This is a genomic window from Macrococcus sp. CoH-51_TC_04 (genome assembly GCF_058188655.1).
The window spans coordinates 15,389-34,481 of sequence record NZ_JBVGOY010000012.1 but is presented as its reverse complement, the minus strand read 5'-3'; the positions used below and the strand labels follow the sequence as shown (position 1 = coordinate 34,481).

16 protein-coding genes and 1 other annotated feature are annotated in these 19,093 nt (G+C 34.9%); of the genes, 15 read left to right on the top strand and 1 reads right to left on the bottom strand.

Translation table 11 applies throughout. The features are described from left to right. The first annotated feature begins 112 nt into the window (after nucleotides 1–112). The 12 genes from dnaA (at nucleotide 113) to budA (ending at nucleotide 14,840) form a co-directional block, all read left to right on the top strand. Nucleotides 113–1,450 carry a chromosomal replication initiator protein DnaA gene (dnaA, locus tag ACZ2V4_RS10175; RefSeq protein ID WP_219493429.1) on the top strand — a complete coding sequence of 446 codons (1,338 nt, stop codon included), beginning with the start codon at nucleotides 113–115 and terminating at the stop codon, nucleotides 1,448–1,450. A gap of 174 nt (nucleotides 1,451–1,624) precedes the next feature. Beyond that, nucleotides 1,625–2,758, top strand: coding sequence for a DNA polymerase III subunit beta (gene dnaN, locus ACZ2V4_RS10170; RefSeq protein WP_219493430.1), 1,134 nt, complete (start codon nucleotides 1,625–1,627; stop codon nucleotides 2,756–2,758). 89 nt (nucleotides 2,759–2,847) lie between these two features. Further along, nucleotides 2,848–3,750, top strand: coding sequence for an ABC transporter ATP-binding protein (locus tag ACZ2V4_RS10165; protein WP_419895213.1), 903 nt, complete (start codon nucleotides 2,848–2,850; stop codon nucleotides 3,748–3,750). Beyond that, on the top strand, nucleotides 3,743–4,984 hold the full coding sequence (locus tag ACZ2V4_RS10160; protein WP_219493431.1) for an ABC transporter permease: 1,242 nt from the start codon (nucleotides 3,743–3,745) through the stop codon (nucleotides 4,982–4,984). Before ACZ2V4_RS10165 ends, ACZ2V4_RS10160 begins: the two co-directional genes overlap by 8 nt. 89 nt (nucleotides 4,985–5,073) lie before the next feature. Next, entirely contained in the window at nucleotides 5,074–5,781 is a 708-nt protein-coding gene (locus ACZ2V4_RS10155; protein ID WP_490514821.1) for a DsbA family protein, read from the top strand. Beyond that, on the top strand, nucleotides 5,778–6,194 hold the full coding sequence (locus tag ACZ2V4_RS10150; RefSeq protein WP_219493433.1) for a disulfide oxidoreductase: 417 nt from the start codon (nucleotides 5,778–5,780) through the stop codon (nucleotides 6,192–6,194). Before ACZ2V4_RS10155 ends, ACZ2V4_RS10150 begins: the two co-directional genes overlap by 4 nt. A gap of 138 nt (nucleotides 6,195–6,332) precedes the next feature. Then, nucleotides 6,333–6,554, top strand: a complete 222-nt coding sequence (gene yaaA, locus ACZ2V4_RS10145) for a S4 domain-containing protein YaaA (protein ID WP_041635745.1) — start codon at nucleotides 6,333–6,335, stop codon at nucleotides 6,552–6,554. Continuing rightward, nucleotides 6,551–7,660 carry a DNA replication/repair protein RecF gene (gene recF / locus ACZ2V4_RS10140; protein WP_490514820.1) on the top strand — a complete coding sequence of 370 codons (1,110 nt, stop codon included), beginning with the start codon at nucleotides 6,551–6,553 and terminating at the stop codon, nucleotides 7,658–7,660. The genes yaaA and recF overlap by 4 nt, the downstream gene beginning before the upstream one ends. Nucleotides 7,661–7,667: 7 nt before the next feature. Further along, nucleotides 7,668–9,596 (top strand): DNA topoisomerase (ATP-hydrolyzing) subunit B, encoded by a 1,929-nt coding sequence (gyrB, locus tag ACZ2V4_RS10135; RefSeq protein ID WP_423245792.1) that lies wholly within the window; start codon nucleotides 7,668–7,670, stop codon nucleotides 9,594–9,596. A gap of 27 nt (nucleotides 9,597–9,623) precedes the next feature. After that, complete coding sequence (gene gyrA / locus ACZ2V4_RS10130) at nucleotides 9,624–12,260, top strand: DNA gyrase subunit A (protein ID WP_219493437.1); 2,637 nt, start codon at nucleotides 9,624–9,626, stop codon at nucleotides 12,258–12,260. Nucleotides 12,261–12,460: 200 nt separating this feature from the next. Further along, on the top strand, nucleotides 12,461–14,128 hold the full coding sequence (gene alsS, locus ACZ2V4_RS10125; RefSeq protein WP_423245793.1) for an acetolactate synthase AlsS: 1,668 nt from the start codon (nucleotides 12,461–12,463) through the stop codon (nucleotides 14,126–14,128). Nucleotides 14,129–14,138: 10 nt separating this feature from the next. Beyond that, nucleotides 14,139–14,840, top strand: a complete 702-nt coding sequence (gene budA / locus ACZ2V4_RS10120; protein WP_283722028.1) for an acetolactate decarboxylase — start codon at nucleotides 14,139–14,141, stop codon at nucleotides 14,838–14,840. A 23-nt stretch (nucleotides 14,841–14,863) separates the two neighbouring features. On the opposite strand, the gene ACZ2V4_RS10115 is transcribed toward budA, so the two are convergent. After that, nucleotides 14,864–15,682 (bottom strand): NAD(P)H-hydrate dehydratase, encoded by an 819-nt coding sequence (locus ACZ2V4_RS10115; protein ID WP_283722029.1) that lies wholly within the window; start codon nucleotides 15,680–15,682, stop codon nucleotides 14,864–14,866. 97 nt (nucleotides 15,683–15,779) lie between these two features. Continuing rightward, nucleotides 15,780–15,973: a binding site (T-box leader), on the top strand. Nucleotides 15,974–16,026: 53 nt separating this feature from the next. Between ACZ2V4_RS10115 and serS the strand changes: the two genes are divergently transcribed. From serS to ACZ2V4_RS10100, 3 genes are all read left to right on the top strand, one after another. Further along, complete coding sequence (gene serS / locus ACZ2V4_RS10110) at nucleotides 16,027–17,298, top strand: serine--tRNA ligase (RefSeq protein ID WP_219493441.1); 1,272 nt, start codon at nucleotides 16,027–16,029, stop codon at nucleotides 17,296–17,298. Between the two features lie 226 nt (nucleotides 17,299–17,524). Beyond that, nucleotides 17,525–18,040 (top strand): YceI family protein, encoded by a 516-nt coding sequence (locus tag ACZ2V4_RS10105; protein ID WP_219494789.1) that lies wholly within the window; start codon nucleotides 17,525–17,527, stop codon nucleotides 18,038–18,040. A 131-nt stretch (nucleotides 18,041–18,171) separates the two neighbouring features. Beyond that, on the top strand, nucleotides 18,172–19,083 hold the full coding sequence (locus ACZ2V4_RS10100; RefSeq protein WP_283722030.1) for a DUF2232 domain-containing protein: 912 nt from the start codon (nucleotides 18,172–18,174) through the stop codon (nucleotides 19,081–19,083). Nucleotides 19,084–19,093: the final 10 nt, after the last annotated feature.

The window sequence follows — 19,093 nt, the reverse complement described above, 5'->3', positions numbered from 1 at the left end:
AATTTGTGTGTAACTTGTGGATAATTAATTTTGAACTTGTTATTAATATTATACACAATTAGATATTATGTGTATAACTAAAAAAGAATTTTGATTAGAAAGAGGATATATTATGAGCGGAATAGATACCATTTGGGAAAAAGTACTCGCAAATATAAAGCATAGGCTTGCACCTGCAAGTTATGATACATGGTTTAAAGATACAAAAATTAAAGTGTTAAATAACCATCAAGTAGTGATTCAGGCACCTACTTCTTTTATTTCAGAATGGCTGCAAACAAATTATATTGATTTTATTCAAGAAGCATTTATCGAAGAGATCGGAGAAAAACTCAATATAAAAGTGATTTCTTCTGAAGATGAACTTACGAATAATGAAAAAGAAGTCCCTGTAAGAAAGATGCAGCAAACAAATCAGGAACTATTACCAAATCAGTTAAATACAGATAATACATTTGATACGTTCGTAATCGGCAGTGGAAATCGATTCAGCCATGCAGCAAGTTTAGCTGTCGCAGAAGCGCCCGCAAAAGCTTATAACCCCCTATTTATCTATGGTGGTGTAGGACTTGGTAAAACGCACCTCATGCATGCAATTGGACATTACGTGATGGAGCATAAAGAAAATGCGAAAGTTGTTTATATTTCTAGTGAAAAGTTTATGAATGAATTTATTAATTCGATTAAAGATAACAAGACTGAAGAATTCCGATCAAAATATCGAAATGTGGATGTTCTTTTAATTGATGATATTCAGTTTCTTGCTGGTAAAGAATCTACCCAAGAAGAATTCTTCCATACTTTCAATGAGTTACATCAGAACCATAAACAAATTGTTATTTCTAGTGACCGTGCACCGAAAGAAATCCCAACATTAGAAGAGCGCCTTCGTACCCGCTTCGAGTGGGGATTAATTACCGATGTAACGCCACCTGATCTGGAAACTAGAATTGCTATCTTAAGAAAGAAATCAGAAGAAGAAAATATTGATATCCCGAACGAAGCAATGCTTTATATCGCTACGCAAATTCAGTCCAATATTCGTGAATTAGAAGGTGCTTTAACACGTGTCTCTGCATATTCAAAACTTGTAAATCGTGAACTTAATTCCGATCTTGTCGCTGAAGCATTAAAAGATATTATTGCTACTAGTAAGCCTAAAAAAGTAACGATTAAGGATATTCAACTTGCAGTCGGAGAATATTATAATGTGCGTCTCGAAGATTTTAGTGCTAAGAAACGTACGAAATCGATTGCTTTTCCTAGACAAATAGCAATGTATCTTGCACGTGAACTAACAGACTTCTCTTTACCAAAGATTGGTGAAGAATTTGGTGGACGAGATCATACTACAGTGATACACGCACATGAAAAGATAAAAAATCAACTGGAAACAGACGAGAGCTTAAAGAACGAACTGAAAAATATCGAAAAAGATATCACCAGCTAATTGTGGATATTGTGGATAATAGTGCTGAGCTTACACACAAGTTATGCACATGTGGATACTTACAGACTCTAATCATTTATCCACTTATCCACCTATTCACAGCCCCTATTACTATTATTACTATTTTAAAAAAGATATTATATACTTATAAATATCAATTAAGGAGATTTATCTATGAAATTTACAATTCAAAGAGACTACTTTATAGCACAATTAAATGACACATTAAAAGCAATCTCACCAAGAACAACTTTACCTGTCTTAACCGGTATTAAATTAGATGTGTTTGATAACCGACTTGTCTTAACCGGTTCAGATTCTGAAGTATCTATCGAAATTACAATTCATTCAGAACTCAATCATGAAGAAATTCTTACAGTAGAAGATAAAGGATCAATCGTACTGCCAGGTAGATTCTTTGTTGATATCATAAAAAAACTTCCTGCTGACACAGTAACCATTGAAACGAATGATCAATTCCAGGCAAAAATCACATCAGGGCAATCAGAGTTCAATGTTTCAGGAATTGATTCTGATCAATATCCACTTCTACCACAAGTAAGTGAAGAAGAAGCAATCACATTACCTGTAAAAGTTCTTAAAAACATTATAAAGCAAACAAATTTTGCAGTGTCCACGTCAGAAACACGTCCAGTATTAACAGGTGTTAACTGGCTGATAAGAGATAATATATTAAACTGTACTGCAACAGATTCACATCGCTTAGCTTTACGTAAACTAAAACTAGAAGATACGAATATCGACGAAATTAATGTCATTATTCCTGGTAAAGCTTTAAGCGAACTCAATAAAATTATTGGAGATAATGAAGATACGATTGATATTTTCTTTGCAGCGAACCAAGTTTTATTCAAATTTGGACATATTAACTTTATTTCTCGTTTACTTGAAGGAAATTATCCAGATACATCGAGATTATTCCCTGAAATCTCAGAAACAGCACTTTCAATTAATAATGGTGACTTTTTCCATGCTATAGATCGTGCATCGTTATTAGCGCGTGAAGGCGGAAATAATGTCATTAAGCTATCTGCAACTGACAATGCGGTAGAATTATCATCTACGTCTCCTGAAATAGGTACTGTAAAGGAAGATGTAAAGACATCTAAATTCGATGGAACTGGAATTAAAATCTCTTTTAACTCTAAGTACATGATGGATGCGTTGCGTGCAATCGATGTTGATGATGTACGTGTTGAATTCTTTGGAACGATGAGACCTTTCATTCTAAAACCTGACGAAGACGATAATTTAATCCAATTGATTTTACCGATTAGAACATATTAAAACTGAGCGATTGCTCAGTTTTTTTTATTATATTTTGAAATTTTTATACTAAAAATTGTATAATATTGTTAGTAAATACAATAAAGGAGATGTCTATGTTAAAACTTGAAAATGTATCAAAGCAGTTTGAAGAGTTTAAAGCTGTGGATAATGTCAATATTGAAGTTCCTCAAGGAGAAATGCTCGGATTTCTTGGTGGGAATGGTGCAGGTAAGACAACAACTTTCAGGATGATTCTTGGTTTGTTAGAAAAGTCATCAGGGACAATTACGTTTGATGGAAAACCGATTAATTATTCAATGACAGATAATATCGGATATTTACCTGAGGAGCGTGGTTTAAATCCGAAATTGAAAGTTTCGGAACAAATTCAATATTTGGCACGTTTAAAAGGTATGAAAAAGTCAGAAGTTGATCAAGCGTTAGATTACTGGTTAGAGCGTTTCGAAGTACCGGAGAATAAACATAAAAAAATTGAAGAATTATCAAAAGGTAATCAGCAAAAAATTCAATTAATCGGAGCAATTATACATAATCCTAAATTATTAATACTAGATGAGCCATTCAGTGGATTAGATCCAGTAAACGTTGAAATTCTTAAATCAGCAGTAAAAGAGATGAACGACAATGGAGCAACGATTGTGTTTAGTTCACATCGTATGGAACACGTAGAAGAAATGTGTGATTATGTGTGCATATTAAATAAAGGCAAGACGGTTGTTTCGGGTAATATTAAGCAAGTGAAACACGATTTTGGAAAGAAAGAAATTATTATCGAAGGGGACCATGATTTTAGTCATCTCGCTGAAATTGAGGGTGTTATAAAGTTCAAACAAAATAAAAATGATGTAAGATTAACGATTAAAGATCAATCGATTGCACCCATTGTTTTTGAAGCGGTAAAAAACATAGGTTTTGTAACAAGATTTCAAGTTGATGAACCTTCTCTGAACGACATCTTTATTGAGAAAGTGGGTGGTGCGATTGGATAAATTTATACCGACATTCTGGCTGACATATTGGAAGAAAATATCAAGTAAATCCTTTATCTTCTCGACGCTATTCATGATTATTATATTCGTTGGATTAAGTAATGCTGATAAAATTTATGATTTCTTTGATAGGAGTGAAGATGAAATTACTGTAATTTCAAGCTCGGATAAAGCTTTGGCAACAGCTTTTAAAGAAAGTTATCATAATCTTGACAAGAAAAAGAAACTAAAAATTGTGGATTTTAAAAAAGGTGAAGAAGGGATTAAAGATGAAACTTATAAATATTTAATTGACATAAAGGAAAACGAAGATAAAACAATTGAAGCAAAAGTATATTCAACCGAATACGCAAGTGACAGTGTGATGGGTGCAGTGCGTTCAACTTTAACAGCATTTCAAAGTAACAATATTGCACAATCATTAAATTTATCACAAGATGATTTAAGCCGTGTGATGAGTGAAGCAAAAGTTACAGATAAAGTTATTAAGCCTAAAGATGCGAACAATAACGTATCAGAACAAAGTAAAGCGCTAAATACGGCACTAGTTTATGCAGGCTTATTTTTAATTTTTATTATTACGATTAATTACGGAAGTCAAATTGCTACAGAAATTGCTCAAGAAAAATCTTCGCGTGTGATCGAAATGATTATTACGAGCATCTCTCCGATTACCCACTTAATGGCTAAAATATTAGGTGTAATCGCTGTGGCAGTGACGCAGATGATGATATACGCCATTGCTATTATCATTTGTATATATGCATTTAGCCTGGAAGAAACCGTCAGTGAATTAGGGTTTACCTTTGGTCCAGAAAATATAAGGATATTAATATATACAATCATCTTTTTAATATTGGGATTACTTATCTATATAAGTTCTAGTGCGATTGTTGGATCTTTGACAAACCGTATCGAAGATATAGGACAGGCAATTATGCCCATAACGATGCTAAATATGATTGCTTTTTATATTGCGATGTTTAGTTTATCTAAACCAGATACATTACTTGTAAAAATTGCAAGTTATATTCCGTTCTTCACACCTCAAATCATGTTACTCAGAACGATTTCAACTAAAACGAGTGATATCGAGATTATGATAGGTATAATTGTTTGTATTGTTACAATCATTTTGCTACTCTTTATCGCCGCTAAAATATATAAAGGAAGTGTGTTCAGTACAGATAAAAGTATGCTTAAAAACTTCAAACGTGCACTTAAAACTAAATAATGTCACAAAATCTTAATGATTATTCACGTGCAAAATTTGGTTAATTAATATAAAATTTATACTATCAATTAATTTTATAGGAGATAGTTATGAAAAATAAAGGCTCACTGATTTTTACGATGATAATGACTCTGCTTGTTATTGGCGTCATTGCTGCATTGATCATTTTTAACCAGAATAAGAAAGAAAGTTCCGTAGATACGGAATCATTAGGTACTGCAGATACAAACAATCAGCAAGGATTAAAATTATTAGATCAAATCGATATTAAAGATCAACCAATGATTGGTAAAGATGATGCAAAGGTGACCATCATAGAATTTGGAGATTTTAAATGTCCTGCATGTAAGGTGTTTGAATTAGATATCAAACCAGATTTGAAAAAGAAATACATAGATAGCGGAAAAGCTAAGCTGTATTTCATTAATACACCATTTCATGGTGAAGGATCGATGCTTGGGAGTCTGGCCGCTGAAACATTGATTAAACAAGAACCTGACAAGTATAGTGCATTTCAACAGGCATTATTCGAAATGCAACCTGATACAGAAGAAGAATGGTTGACGATTGATGCTGTTAAGAAAGCAGCAAAAACTGCCTCTGTCAGTAATGTAGATCAACTTGTAAAAGATGTTGAAGCTTTAAAAGAAAAAGCAGCAGTAAAAAAGGATATCAATCTCGTTGAAAAACATAATGTGACAATGACACCGACGATCATTGTAAACGGAAAAGAAGTTAAAAATCCAATGGATCCTGCTGAAGTGGACAAAGTAATCGATGAGGCAGTTAAACAATGAAAAATACTACATACTTCTATATTTCCTGGGTAATTGCACTTGTCGCCACATTGGGAAGTCTGTACTTTTCTCAAATACGTCATTTTATTCCTTGTGAGATGTGCTGGTATCAGAGGATACTTATGTATCCTATAGTGATTATTGCAGGGTTTGCAGTATTTAATCACACTTATCATTATAAATATTTAATAATGACTTTCTCTATCATAGGTTTCTGCTTCTCATGTTATCATTATATGGAGCAGAAGATACCAGGATTTGCAGAGGTTAAACCTTGTGTTGGAGGAGTGCCTTGTAGTGCTCAGTATATTAATTATTTTGGATTTGTCACGATTCCTTTTTTAGCGGGCATCGCATTTCTACTAATTACAATAACTATGTTGTGTGTAAAAAAAGAAAATTATGCAAATTAAACTTCAATAATTATGATTTATGTGTAAAAGCGTTGGAATATCTTATTCCAACGCTTTTTATTCTTTTAAAACACATGCATTTTTTGTGAATTAACGGTATAATTATATAATGACTGAATGATAGGAGTGAGCCGTGAAATGATAAATATTATCGAACTTGATAAAGAAATTACGCTAGGACAATTTCTGAAATCAGAAGGCATTATTTCTACAGGTGGACAAGCGAAATGGTATTTGCAGGATCATCCTGTAGTTTTAAACGGAGAACCGGAAAATAGACGTGGTAAGAAGTTGCTTCAGGATGATTTACTGGAAGTTGAAGGTGAAACATATCAGATCACGTATAAGACGACAGAATGAAATTAAAGACGTTAACGCTAACTCATTATCGAAATTATGAAACTGCGGAATTAAATTTTAGTGATGAAGTAAATATTTTCATAGGCATTAATGCACAAGGAAAAACAAACTTACTTGAAGCAATTTACTGTCTCGCAATGGCTAAAAGCCATCGCACTTCTAATGATAAAGAGCTGATAGGATGGGGACATGAATATAGTCATATCGAAGGTATGTTGTCTTACAAACATGGCACTATGCCATTATCTTTGTCCATCTCTAAAAAAGGAAAAAAAGCTAAAGTAAACTATTTAGAACAGAAACGATTAACGGAATATATTGGCCATATGAATGTTGTACTCTTTGCTCCTGAAGATTTGAATTTAGTCAAAGGGAACCCACAAATAAGAAGAAGATTTATCGATATGGAAATAGGTCAGATATCTGCCGTTTACTTAAATGACTTATCAAGTTATCAGCGATTATTAAAGCAGAAAAATCATTTGTTAAAGCAAATGAAATTATCGAGTAGTAATGATAAAACAATGCTTGAAGTTATCAATGAACAGTTTGCCCAATATGCAGTGAAGTTAACATTGAGACGAAAAAAGTTTATCGAACAGCTAGAAGCATTAGCAATACCGATTCATACAGGCATTACAAAAGATAAAGAACACCTCTCTTTACGATACAATGCAAGCTTGAACTATGAATTAGCTGAGCAGGAGATGTTTGAGGAAACGATTCGTATATTAAATGTGCATATGGACAAGGAGATTGAAAGAACTCAAAGCTTATATGGACCGCATCGTGATGACTTAAGCTTTAAAATAAATAATATTGATGTACAGACATATGGTTCGCAGGGCCAGCAGCGTACAACTGCATTATCTATCAAATTAGCAGAGATTGAACTTATTAACCAGGAAATTGGAGAGTATCCAATTTTATTGCTGGATGATGTACTAAGTGAGTTGGATGATGATAGACAGACGCACCTGTTAACGACAATACAACATAAAGTTCAAACATTTGTGACGACAACGTCAGTAGAAGGTATTGAACACGAAACAATCAATAGAGCGAAATTATTCAATGTATTAGAAGGACAGATTTCGACTAACTAAAGGATAGGTGAACATAGTGGAACAACAAAATTTAGATCAGTATGGTGCCGATCAGATACAGGTACTAGAAGGATTAGAAGCGGTAAGAAAACGTCCTGGTATGTATATTGGTTCTACGGCATCAAGGGGGTTACACCATCTTGTCTGGGAAATTGTTGATAATAGTATTGACGAAGCCCTTGCTGGATATGCAGATCATATTGAAGTGACGATAGAAGAAGATAACTGGATAAAAGTTACGGATAATGGTCGTGGTATTCCGGTAGATATTCAGAAAAAAATGGGTCGTCCTGCGGTTGAAGTCATTTTAACTGTACTGCATGCTGGTGGTAAATTTGGTGGCGGCGGATATAAAGTTTCAGGAGGACTGCATGGCGTTGGTTCATCAGTTGTTAATGCCTTATCGTCTACATTGGAAGTATATGTTCATAAAGATGGCAAGATTCATCATCAAGCATATCACCGTGGTGTACCAGCATTTGATTTAAAGGTAATCGGAGAAACCGATAAGACTGGAACTGTCATTCGTTTTAAAGCGGATTCAGAAATATTTTCTGAAACAACAGAATATGAATACGAAATTCTTCAAAAACGAACTAGAGAGCTTGCCTTCTTAAATAAAGGCATCAAGATTGAAGTTAAGGATGAACGAGATAAAGAAGAAATTCGTCATGATATATACCACTATGAGGGTGGAATTAAATCGTACGTTGAATTACTGAACAAATCTAAAGAAGTCCTATTCCCAGAACCGATTTATATTCATGATAATCGTGATGAGATTGAAGTAGAGATTTCAATTCAATATAACAATGGCTATTCAACAAATCTTCTGAGCTATGCAAATAATATTCATACTTATGAAGGTGGTACACATGAAGATGGATTTAAGCGTGCATTAACTCGTGTAATCAATAGTTATGGTGTAAAGAATAAATTGATTAAAGAAGCCGATGAGAAGTTATCGGGAGAAGATGTACGTGAAGGGATTACTGCAATCGTCTCCATTAAGCATGGAGACCCGCAGTTTGAAGGACAAACGAAAACAAAACTCGGTAATACAGAAGTACGTCAAATTACTGATAACTTGTTTGCAGAAAACTTTGAACGTTTCTTATTAGAAAATCCACCAATTGCACGTATTATCGTGGAAAAAGGGATTATGGCATCGCGTGCCCGACTTGCAGCGAAGAAAGCGCGTGAAGTGACACGTCGTAAGTCAGGACTTGAAATTTCCAGTCTTCCAGGAAAACTTGCGGATTGCTCAAGCAAAGATCCATCCCTTAGTGAATTATATATCGTAGAGGGAGATTCAGCGGGTGGTTCAGCGAAATCAGGAAGAGACTCTAAGACGCAGGCTATTTTACCGTTACGTGGTAAAATTTTAAATGTTGAAAAAGCAAGACTTGATCGAATTCTTGGAAATAATGAAATCCGTTCTATGATTACAGCAATGGGTACAGGTATTGGTGGAGAATTTGATATTTCTAAAGCTAGATATCATAAGATTGTTATTATGACAGATGCTGATGTGGACGGTGCACACATTAGAACATTATTGCTTACATTCTTCTACCGATTTATGAGACCTCTACTGGAAGCAGGATATGTTTATATCGCACAACCTCCATTATTTAAAGTGGAACAAGGTAAGAAAAAATATTATGTATATAACGAACGTGAACTTGATAAATTGAGAAAAGAATTGCCGACGACACCGAAATGGCAACTTGCCAGATATAAAGGTTTAGGAGAAATGAATGCGGATCAGTTATGGGAGACGACTATGAATCCAGAACACCGTTCAATGTTACAAGTGACATTAAACGATGCGATTGAAGCGGATGAAGTTTTCGAGATGCTGATGGGAGATGTTGTAGAACATCGTCGTACGTTCATTGAAGAGAATGCAGAATACGCAAACGTTGATGTATAAAGATAGTATTTTAAGGAGGCGCCATCTATGACTTTAGACCATGATTCAAAATTGAAGGAGCAAAATATCGTCAAAGAAATGAAAGATTCATTTCTAGATTATGCAATGAGTGTTATTGTTTCTCGTGCATTACCGGATGTACGTGACGGCATGAAACCTGTTCATCGTCGAATACTTTACGGTATGAACAACCAAGGAATGACACCAGACAAACCATACAAGAAATCTGCGCGTATTGTCGGAGATGTAATGGGGAAATATCATCCGCATGGAGATTCATCTATATACGAAGCAATGGTGCGTATGGCACAAGATTTCAGCTACCGTTACATGCTTGTCGATGGTCAAGGTAACTTCGGGTCTATGGATGGCGACGGAGCGGCTGCAATGCGATATACGGAAGCGCGTATGTCAAAAATTGCAATGGAACTTATGCGTGATATTAATAAGGACACAATTGACTTTACAGATAACTATGACGGAAATGAACGCGAACCTGTTGTATTACCGTCGAGATTTCCTAACTTACTTGTAAATGGAGCTTCTGGTATTGCAGTAGGTATGGCAACAAATATTCCTCCACATAACTTAACAGAAGTCATCAATGGTGTATTAGAACTAAGTAAAAATCCTGATATTTCTATTCCTGAATTAATGGAGTTCATTCAAGGACCAGATTTTCCTACGGCTGGTCTTATATTGGGACGAAGCGGTATACGTCGAGCATATGAAACAGGACGTGGATCTGTAATTATGCGCGCAAAGACATTGATCGAGATGCGTCCGAATGGTAAAGAGACAATTATCATTTCAGAAATTCCCTACCAAGTAAATAAAGCGAGATTAGTCGAGAAAATTGCTGAATTAGCACGTGATAAAAAGGTGGACGGCATTACAGATCTTCGTGACGAAACAAGTTTGAAAGAAGGGGTACGTATTGTTATCGATGTACGTCGTGATGCAAATGCAAGTGTAATCCTTAACAATTTATACAAGCAGACACCACTTCAAACATCATTTGGTGTGAATATGCTTGCCCTTGTAAATGGTAAGCCACAAGTATTAAATATTAAACAGGCAATTTATCATTATCTCGAACATCAAAAGACTGTTGTTCGCCGACGAACTGCTTATAATTTAAAAAAAGCAGAAGATCGCGCACATATTCTGGAAGGATTAAGAATTGCACTAGATCATATCGATGAAATTATTGCTTTAATTAGAGCCTCTAGTAACGATGCTGAAGCATTACAAGGATTACAAGATCAATTTAAATTATCAGAGCGTCAAGCACAGGCAATCCTTGATATGCGTTTACGTCGATTAACAGGTCTGGAAAGAGATAAAATTGAGTCTGAGTATCAAGAACTGTTGAAGTATATCGACGAACTCCGCGCCATATTAGCAGATGAAGAGAAGTTACTGCAAATCATCCGCGATGAATTAATTGAAATTCGTGATAAATATGGAGATGAACGCCGTAGTGAAATAGTTGCTGGAGGATTTGAAGATCTTGAAGATGAAGATTTAATTGATGAAGAAAATATCGTGATTACATTAAGTAGTAATAACTATATTAAACGTCTTCCAGCTTCAACTTATCGTGCACAGCATCGTGGTGGAAGAGGAATTCAAGGTATGAATACTTTGGATGAAGACTTCGTCAGTCAAATGGTAACAACTTCTACACATGATAATGTCCTGTTCTTTACGAACAAAGGGCGTGTGTATAAAGTAAAAGGATACGAAATACCTGAACTTTCAAGACAGTCAAAAGGTATTCCAGTTGTTAACGTAATTGAATTGGACAAAGATGAATCCATCAGTACGATGATTGCAGTGAAAAATCTTGAGCGTGAAGATGCTTATATTATATTTGCGACGAAACATGGAGTGATTAAACGTTCTAATTTATCTCACTTCTCGCGTATTAACAAAAACGGTAAGATAGCTATTAACTTTAGAGAAGAAGATGAACTGATTGCTGTTAGACTAACAGATGGTAATAAGCAACTGATTATAGGAACAAAACACGCTTCACTTATTCGTTTCGAAGAGAATAAATTACGTCCTTTAGGTCGTACAGCTGCAGGAGTTAAAGGTATCAGTCTGCGTGAAGGTGACGAAGTTATCGGATTAGATGTAATAGAATCTAATGGCGAACATGAAGTGCTGGTGGTTACTGAGAATGGATACGGAAAACGTACGAAAGAAAGTGAATATCGAATTTCAAATCGTGGGGGTAAAGGAATTAAAACAGCCACGATCACTGAGAAGAACGGAAATCTTGTCTGTGTCACTACTGTGAATGGTAACGAAGATATTATGATTGTAACAGACCATGGTGTAATTATTCGACTTGATGTTACAGAATTCTCACAAAACGGTCGTTCTGCACAAGGAGTACGCTTGATTCGACTTGATGAAGGACAATTTGTTGCTACTGTCGCTAAAGTGGAAAAAGAAGAAGTGATGGATGCGGATAAAGAACCAGGAGAAGTTATTGCAGAACAAGGTGCAGATTTAACTGAAGTAGCCAAAGAATCGGTTGATGAAACTATAGAGGTTGAAGATGGTCATGTGATGGGAACCGTTGATGTGTCAGAGCAAGGTTCGTTAGAACGTTCTGAATTTCAATCAACATATAATGACAGTGAAGAATAAAGATTAAATTTATGAAATAAAATTTCTTAACCATTAAAATTTTAGAAAATTTTAATGGTTATTTTCTTACCATAAATAGCTTTAAAATAATGTTTTTTTATAAATAAATATCTCAGTTTAATTATTTGCCATTAAAAATGTTTAGTATTATTATAAAAATGTAATAAAAAAACGTAAAATTATATTTAGGAGAGATGATAATGAAAAAATCTGGTGGAGATTTATTTGTTGATACTCTAATTAATCATGGGGTCACTCATGTTTTTGGTATTCCAGGAGCTAAAATTGATAAAGCGTTTGATGTACTTGAAGATAGAGGACCGAAAGTCATTGTGACACGCCACGAACAAAATGCAGCTATGATTGCACAAGGTATAGGACGTATTACTGGTAAACCTGGTGTTGTGCTTGTGACAAGTGGACCAGGCGTAACGAACTTAACTACTGGACTGATTACTGCAAACTCAGAAAGTGATCCGATTGTAGCCATTGGCGGTAATGTAAGACGAGAAGATAGTTTAAAACGTACACATCAATCACTTGATAATGCTGGATTAATGAAGCACGTTACGAAATATTCTGTAGAAGCGCAAGATGCGAAAAGTATTTCTGAAGCAGTGACGAATGCATTTCGTGAAAGTGTGGAAGGTCGTAAAGGTGCAGCGTTTGTAAGTATTCCTCAAGATGTTATTTCTGCTGATAATGTAGAAGGAGAAGCTATTAAAGTAAAAGAAGCTCCAATACATGGACCTGCACCAGTTCACGAAATTGATGCATTAGTTGAACGTATTAAATCAGCAAAATTACCTGTGCTTCTTTTAGGGATGAGAGCTTCTTCTGAAGCATGTACAGCATCTATTCGCGAATTACTCTCAAAAACACCAATGCCAGTTGTAGAAACATTCCAGGGTTCTGGTATTCTGTCTCGTGAATTAGAACATAATTTCTACGGCAGAATTGGTTTATTTCGTAATCAACCTGGCGATGAGTTATTAAAACATGCTGATTTGGTTATCACTGTTGGATATGATCCTATTGAATATGATCCATTTATATGGAATGCAGAAAATGAAAAAACAATCATTCACATTGATGAAGTACAGAGTGATATCGATAACAACTATGCACCAGTTACTGAATTGATCGGTAACACACCTTTAACAATTCAACGTTTGAATGAAAAACTTCAAAAAGATGATGTGGAATTAGATGATACAGCTAAAGAGATATTAGAAAAGATTCAAAAGTTAATTGAAAAAAAATATGAGCTTCCTGAAAACTATAAAGACAGTGAAAAAGTTAACCCTAGACACATTGTTAAAGCAGTACGCGACATAATAGATGATGAAACAACTGTTACTGTAGATGTAGGTTCACTCTATATCTATATGGCACGTTATTTTAGAAGTTATGCACCAAGACATCTGCTCTTTTCAAACGGAATGCAGACGTTAGGTGTTGCTCTACCTTGGGCGATTGCCGCGTCTATTGCACGTCCTGGTAAAAAAGTAGTTTCGATGGCAGGAGATGGTGGATTTTTATTCTCAGGACAAGAATTAATAACAGCTGTTGAAATGAAAGCACCAATCGTTCAATTAATCTGGAACGATGGCTACTATGATATGGTTAAATTCCAGCAAGAAGGTAAATATGGCAAAGGTGCAGCCGTGAGATTACACCCAGTGGATTATGTTAAATATGCTGAATCGATGGGTGCTAAAGGATATCGTGTGACTCATGCTAGTGAATTAGAAGAAATTCTAGAAAAAGCAATGAAAGAAGAAGGACCAGTTGTAGTAGATATTCCTGTAGATTACAGCAATAACTCTAAATTAATGGCAGAACTTTTACCTGATAGCACAAACTAAGGAGGAACTTATGAATCATTTATATCAATATTCAACTATGGGTGCGTTAGTTGGTGGTTTATTTGAAGGCACGTTCAAGATGTCAGAAGTACTGAAATCAGGTAACTATGGTATTGGAACGATGGACGGTCTAGATGGAGAATTGGTTATTATAGAAGGTAAGCCTTATCTCATCGAAAGTAATGGAAATATACGAGAGGTGGATGCTGAAGAGCGCACACCTTTTGCGAGCATGATTGAATTTAAACCTACACACACATTAAATTACAAAGAGATATTAAATAAAGAACAGATGGATGAAATTATCCTAGAAGAAATACAAGGGATGAACTATTTCCATGCGGTTAAGATTACAGGTAAGTTTAAGCTTATCAAAGCACGTGCCGTGAAAAAGCAGAAGAAACCTTATCCGAAATTAGTAGAGGCAGTAAAAGAACAAGGATACTTTGACTATACGGACACTACCGGAACATTGTTTGGTTTCTATACACCACACTTCATTCAAGGAGTTGGTGTTGGTGGCTATCATGTCCATTATCTGAGTGATGATGGTAAAGAAGGTGGCCATGTATTTGATTATGAAATCGAAGATGTATCTGTAGAGATGGCATTAGCAGAAGATTTAATATTAAAGATGCCAGAAACAGAGACATATCGCAAGAATGACTTGAACAACCCTGACATGCTTAAAGATATAGAGGCAAGTGAATAATCGTTTTAGAAGAGGATGAGGCATTAGGCCTCATCCTCTTCTAATTCTTTCATCATATAAGGTAGCTGATCTATAATAGCAGATGGTGGTACTACATACATATCACGAGCAAGTTTATCTCCTATAAGACTATGGATATAAACAGCCTGCTTTATCGCTTCCTCTGTATCGAATTGTCCAATAAAGCTTGCAATGATGCCTGCCAAGGCATCACCCATACCTCCTGAGGCCATGGCGGGATCTCCTACTGTAATCTTATAATCACCGCTTTTAAGGTATAGTTCTGTTTCATGTTGTTTCAATATAACATGTGCTCCAAATTCATTAGCTTTTATTCGATTGAGTTCTGGTGTCTGTTCATCGATGCTGATGCCGCTGATACGCTCCCACTCCATCTGGTGTGGCGTAAGTATTACATTACATTTAGGAAATGGATGTTTTAGTTTGCTTAAGATTGTTATTGCATCCCCATCAATAATCAAGCTCTGTTCTTCTTTAATATGTTGAAATAGTAGCGTTAGAACATTATTTCCTTGGAAATCTAAACCGAGTCCTGGTCCGATGAGTATACAATCAGCATTTTCGATAAGTTTTGTTAAACGTTTAATATCATTAATATCTGAAACCATAGCTTCTGGGCAACGGGAATGCAGAGCAGTATGATTTGAATGATGGGTAGCTACTGTTGTTAAACCACCGCCGCTATATACACATGCACGAGCAGCAATCATAATTGATCCGCCCATATTTTGATTACCACCGATGAGTAATATACGTCCGTAATCTCCTTTATGACTATAAGGTTTACGTCTAGGTATACGTATTTCATTGATTAACTGCATAACCATTCTCCTTTTATGTTTCAATGTCCATATAACTATAACAGATATAGTTGAAATTCTAAAATGAATTTGATAATATGAAATTAAATTTAAATATATTATTTGTCTGTTTGGGATAAGTAGTGAATACATTTTTATAAGAGACGTAACGGCTGGTGGAAGTTACGAAATGTATTGATGAATTTCTACCCATTGCATTGAGGATAAATCGGCTTAACCGTTATTTAATTGAGAGAATAGTCGTACTGACTATTAATTAGGGTGGCAACGCGTAAATACCACGTCCCTTTCAAGGGATGTGGTTTTTTTGTTACCCACATATAAAATATGAGGAGGCAATACAAATGTTAGACATTAAATTATTTAGAACAGAACCAGAATTCGTTAAGAAAAAATTAGAAATGCGTGCAATTGATACTTCCATCGTTGATGAAATTTTAGCGCTTGATACAGCAGCACGTGAACTTACAGCAAGAACTGAAGAATTAAAAGCAAAACGTAATAAAACCAGCGAAGAAATTGCACAGAAAAAACGTAATAAGGAAAATGCAGACGATGCAATTAAAGCAATGCGTGAAGTAGGTGAAGAAATAAAGCGTATTGATACTGAGTTGAACGAAGTATCTCAAACATTGAAGGATAAACTTGTACGTTTGCCGAACTTAGTAAGCGATGAAACACCATTTGGCAAAGATGAGGATGAAAACGTTGAAGTAAAGAAATGGGGAACACCACGTACATTTGATTTCGACGCAAAAGCGCATTGGGATATCGTCGAAAATTTAAAAATGGCTGATTTTGAGCGTGCTGCTAAAGTTTCAGGTGCACGTTTCGCATTTTTAACGAAAGATGGTGCGCGTTTAGAACGAGCATTAATGAACTTTATGTTAGATACACATCGTGCAAACGGATACGAAGAAATGGTGACACCACAACTCGTAAATGCTGCTTCTATGTTTGGTACAGGACAACTTCCTAAATTTGAAGAAGACTTATTCAAAGTTGAAAAAGAAGGTTTATATACAATTCCGACTTCAGAGGTACCACTAACGAACTTCTATCGTGACGAGATCTTAACAAATGATATGTTACCTACGAAATTTACTGCGATGACGGCATGTTTCAGAAGCGAAGCAGGATCAGCAGGACGTGATACACGTGGATTAATTCGTATGCACCAATTTAACAAAGTCGAAATGGTGCGCTTTGAACGCCCTGAAGATTCTTACGCTGCGTTAGAAGATATGACACGTTCAGCTGAAAGTATTCTGGAGAAATTAAATATTCCTTATCGTACGATTGCTTTATGTTCTGGAGATATCGGATTTGGTGCTGCAAAAACTTATGATGTTGAAGTGTGGCTGCCAAGTTATGATGCCTATAAAGAAATTAGCTCATGCTCAAATATGACAGACTTCCAGGCACGACGTGCAAATATTCGCTTCAAGCGCGATAAAAATGCAAAAGCTGAACTTGTAAATACATTGAATGGTTCAGGACTGGCTGTAGGACGTACTTTTGCTGCAGTAGTCGAAAATTATCAAAATGAAGATGGATCTATCACAGTTCCAGAAGTACTCGTTCCATATATGGGTGGACAAACTGTAATTAAATAATAAGCAGAGGCGGTTCAATGTTATCATTTGAATCGTCTTTTAATATGATGTTATAATAAGACAGAATTATCTGAATATAAAAACTTTTGTTATATATTTTTTATAGTTGAATATATTTTTTATATTTGATATATTAATTATAACGAAAAGGAAGGTCATAATTATTTAACGATATGAACTGGCATTTCTGAATCGGTATAAAAAACTTAAAAGGTGGAACTTAATGATGACAAACTTTAAACTAGACCCAGTACACAGTAACGTAGAATTCTCTATCAAACATTTAATGGTATCAAAAGTGAAAGGTGAATTTACTGAATTTGATGGACAAGCTACAGGAGACATCAACGATTTAACATCTCTACAATTAACAGCTTCTGTAAAAGTAGATTCTATTAACACGAACAATGCAGACCGTGACGGGCATTTAAAATCTGCTGATTTCTTCGATGTAGAAAAATATCCGGAGATTAAATTTGTATCTAAGTCTATTACTCAAAACAAAGTAACAGGCGACTTAACAATTAAAGATCAAACGCATGAAGAAACATTTGATTTAGAATTTAACGGTGTTCATAAAAATCCAATGGATGGAAGCAGTGTAACTGGATTTATCGTAAATGGATCAGTTAACCGTGAAAAATATGGCATCAACTTTAATCAAGCCTTAGAAACAGGTGGCGTTATGATTGGTAAAGAAGCTAAATTCGAAGTTAACGCTGAATTTGCAATCGAAGAATAATAAATATAATTGTAGCTGGGGCAAAATTGCCTCAGTTTTTTATTTTGTTCTGAAAAATTGAGACTTGAGAAAGAAAGTTGTAAAATAGAGTAGTTATCGAAATTTTTGTTTTAAGAAAGTGAGATTTTAATTTGAATATTGATATAAGAAAAACAATTGTAACTTCTATTATTATGCTATTAGCAACAATAATCATTCATTTTGTACCAGGGCTATTCTTAATTATTGCACCTTTTTTGCTTATTCCTGCAGTGACTTTGTATTATCACTCTAAAGAAAGTTACTATGTGATGAGTTTTGTAATTCTTATCGCTGTTATATTTGCTTCGATATTCACAATGCAAATTATGTTAAGCGTTATTTTTGGAGGTTATATTGTAGGCCAATTATTAAAAGAGAAAGCTTCTAAGGAACGTATACTATACATTTTGACTGTGTTTTATACCGTTTTTTCGTTAATCGCTATAATTATATTGCAAATGGCTGGTGTTATACCGAAAATGGCGGATATTTTTGCCCCTGCTACAGATGCTTACTATAACTTATTAATGGCAGAGGTTGAAAAAGGCACAGTTACTAAAACATACGCTGATTTATTTTTAACGAGTATGGATGCATTAGTGTTACAAATACCAGGGTTATTAATTTTATTTTTATTTATATTATCCCTTATTCAAATCAGCATTACTTTTCCATTTGTAAGAAAGTTTAAAGTATCGACACCAAATTTCCGACCGTTATATATGTGGCGTATTCCAAAATCAGTGCTATATCTATACTTTCTTACGCTTTTTATTGCACTCTTCATTACAGATACGGATGTCGTGCTGTTAGGCATAGTCACAAACTTTAAGTATGTGTTAGAATGGGTTATATTCATCCAGGGACTCTCGCTGTTTAGCTTCTTTATAAAAGTAAAACGTACACATCCAGTATTAAACATTTTAATATACATATTTGCATTTATTTTCTCACCAGTGACACAAATCTTTGGAATGATAGATATGATATTGAATTTAAAATCTAATATTAAGCGCAAGTAAGATTATAAAT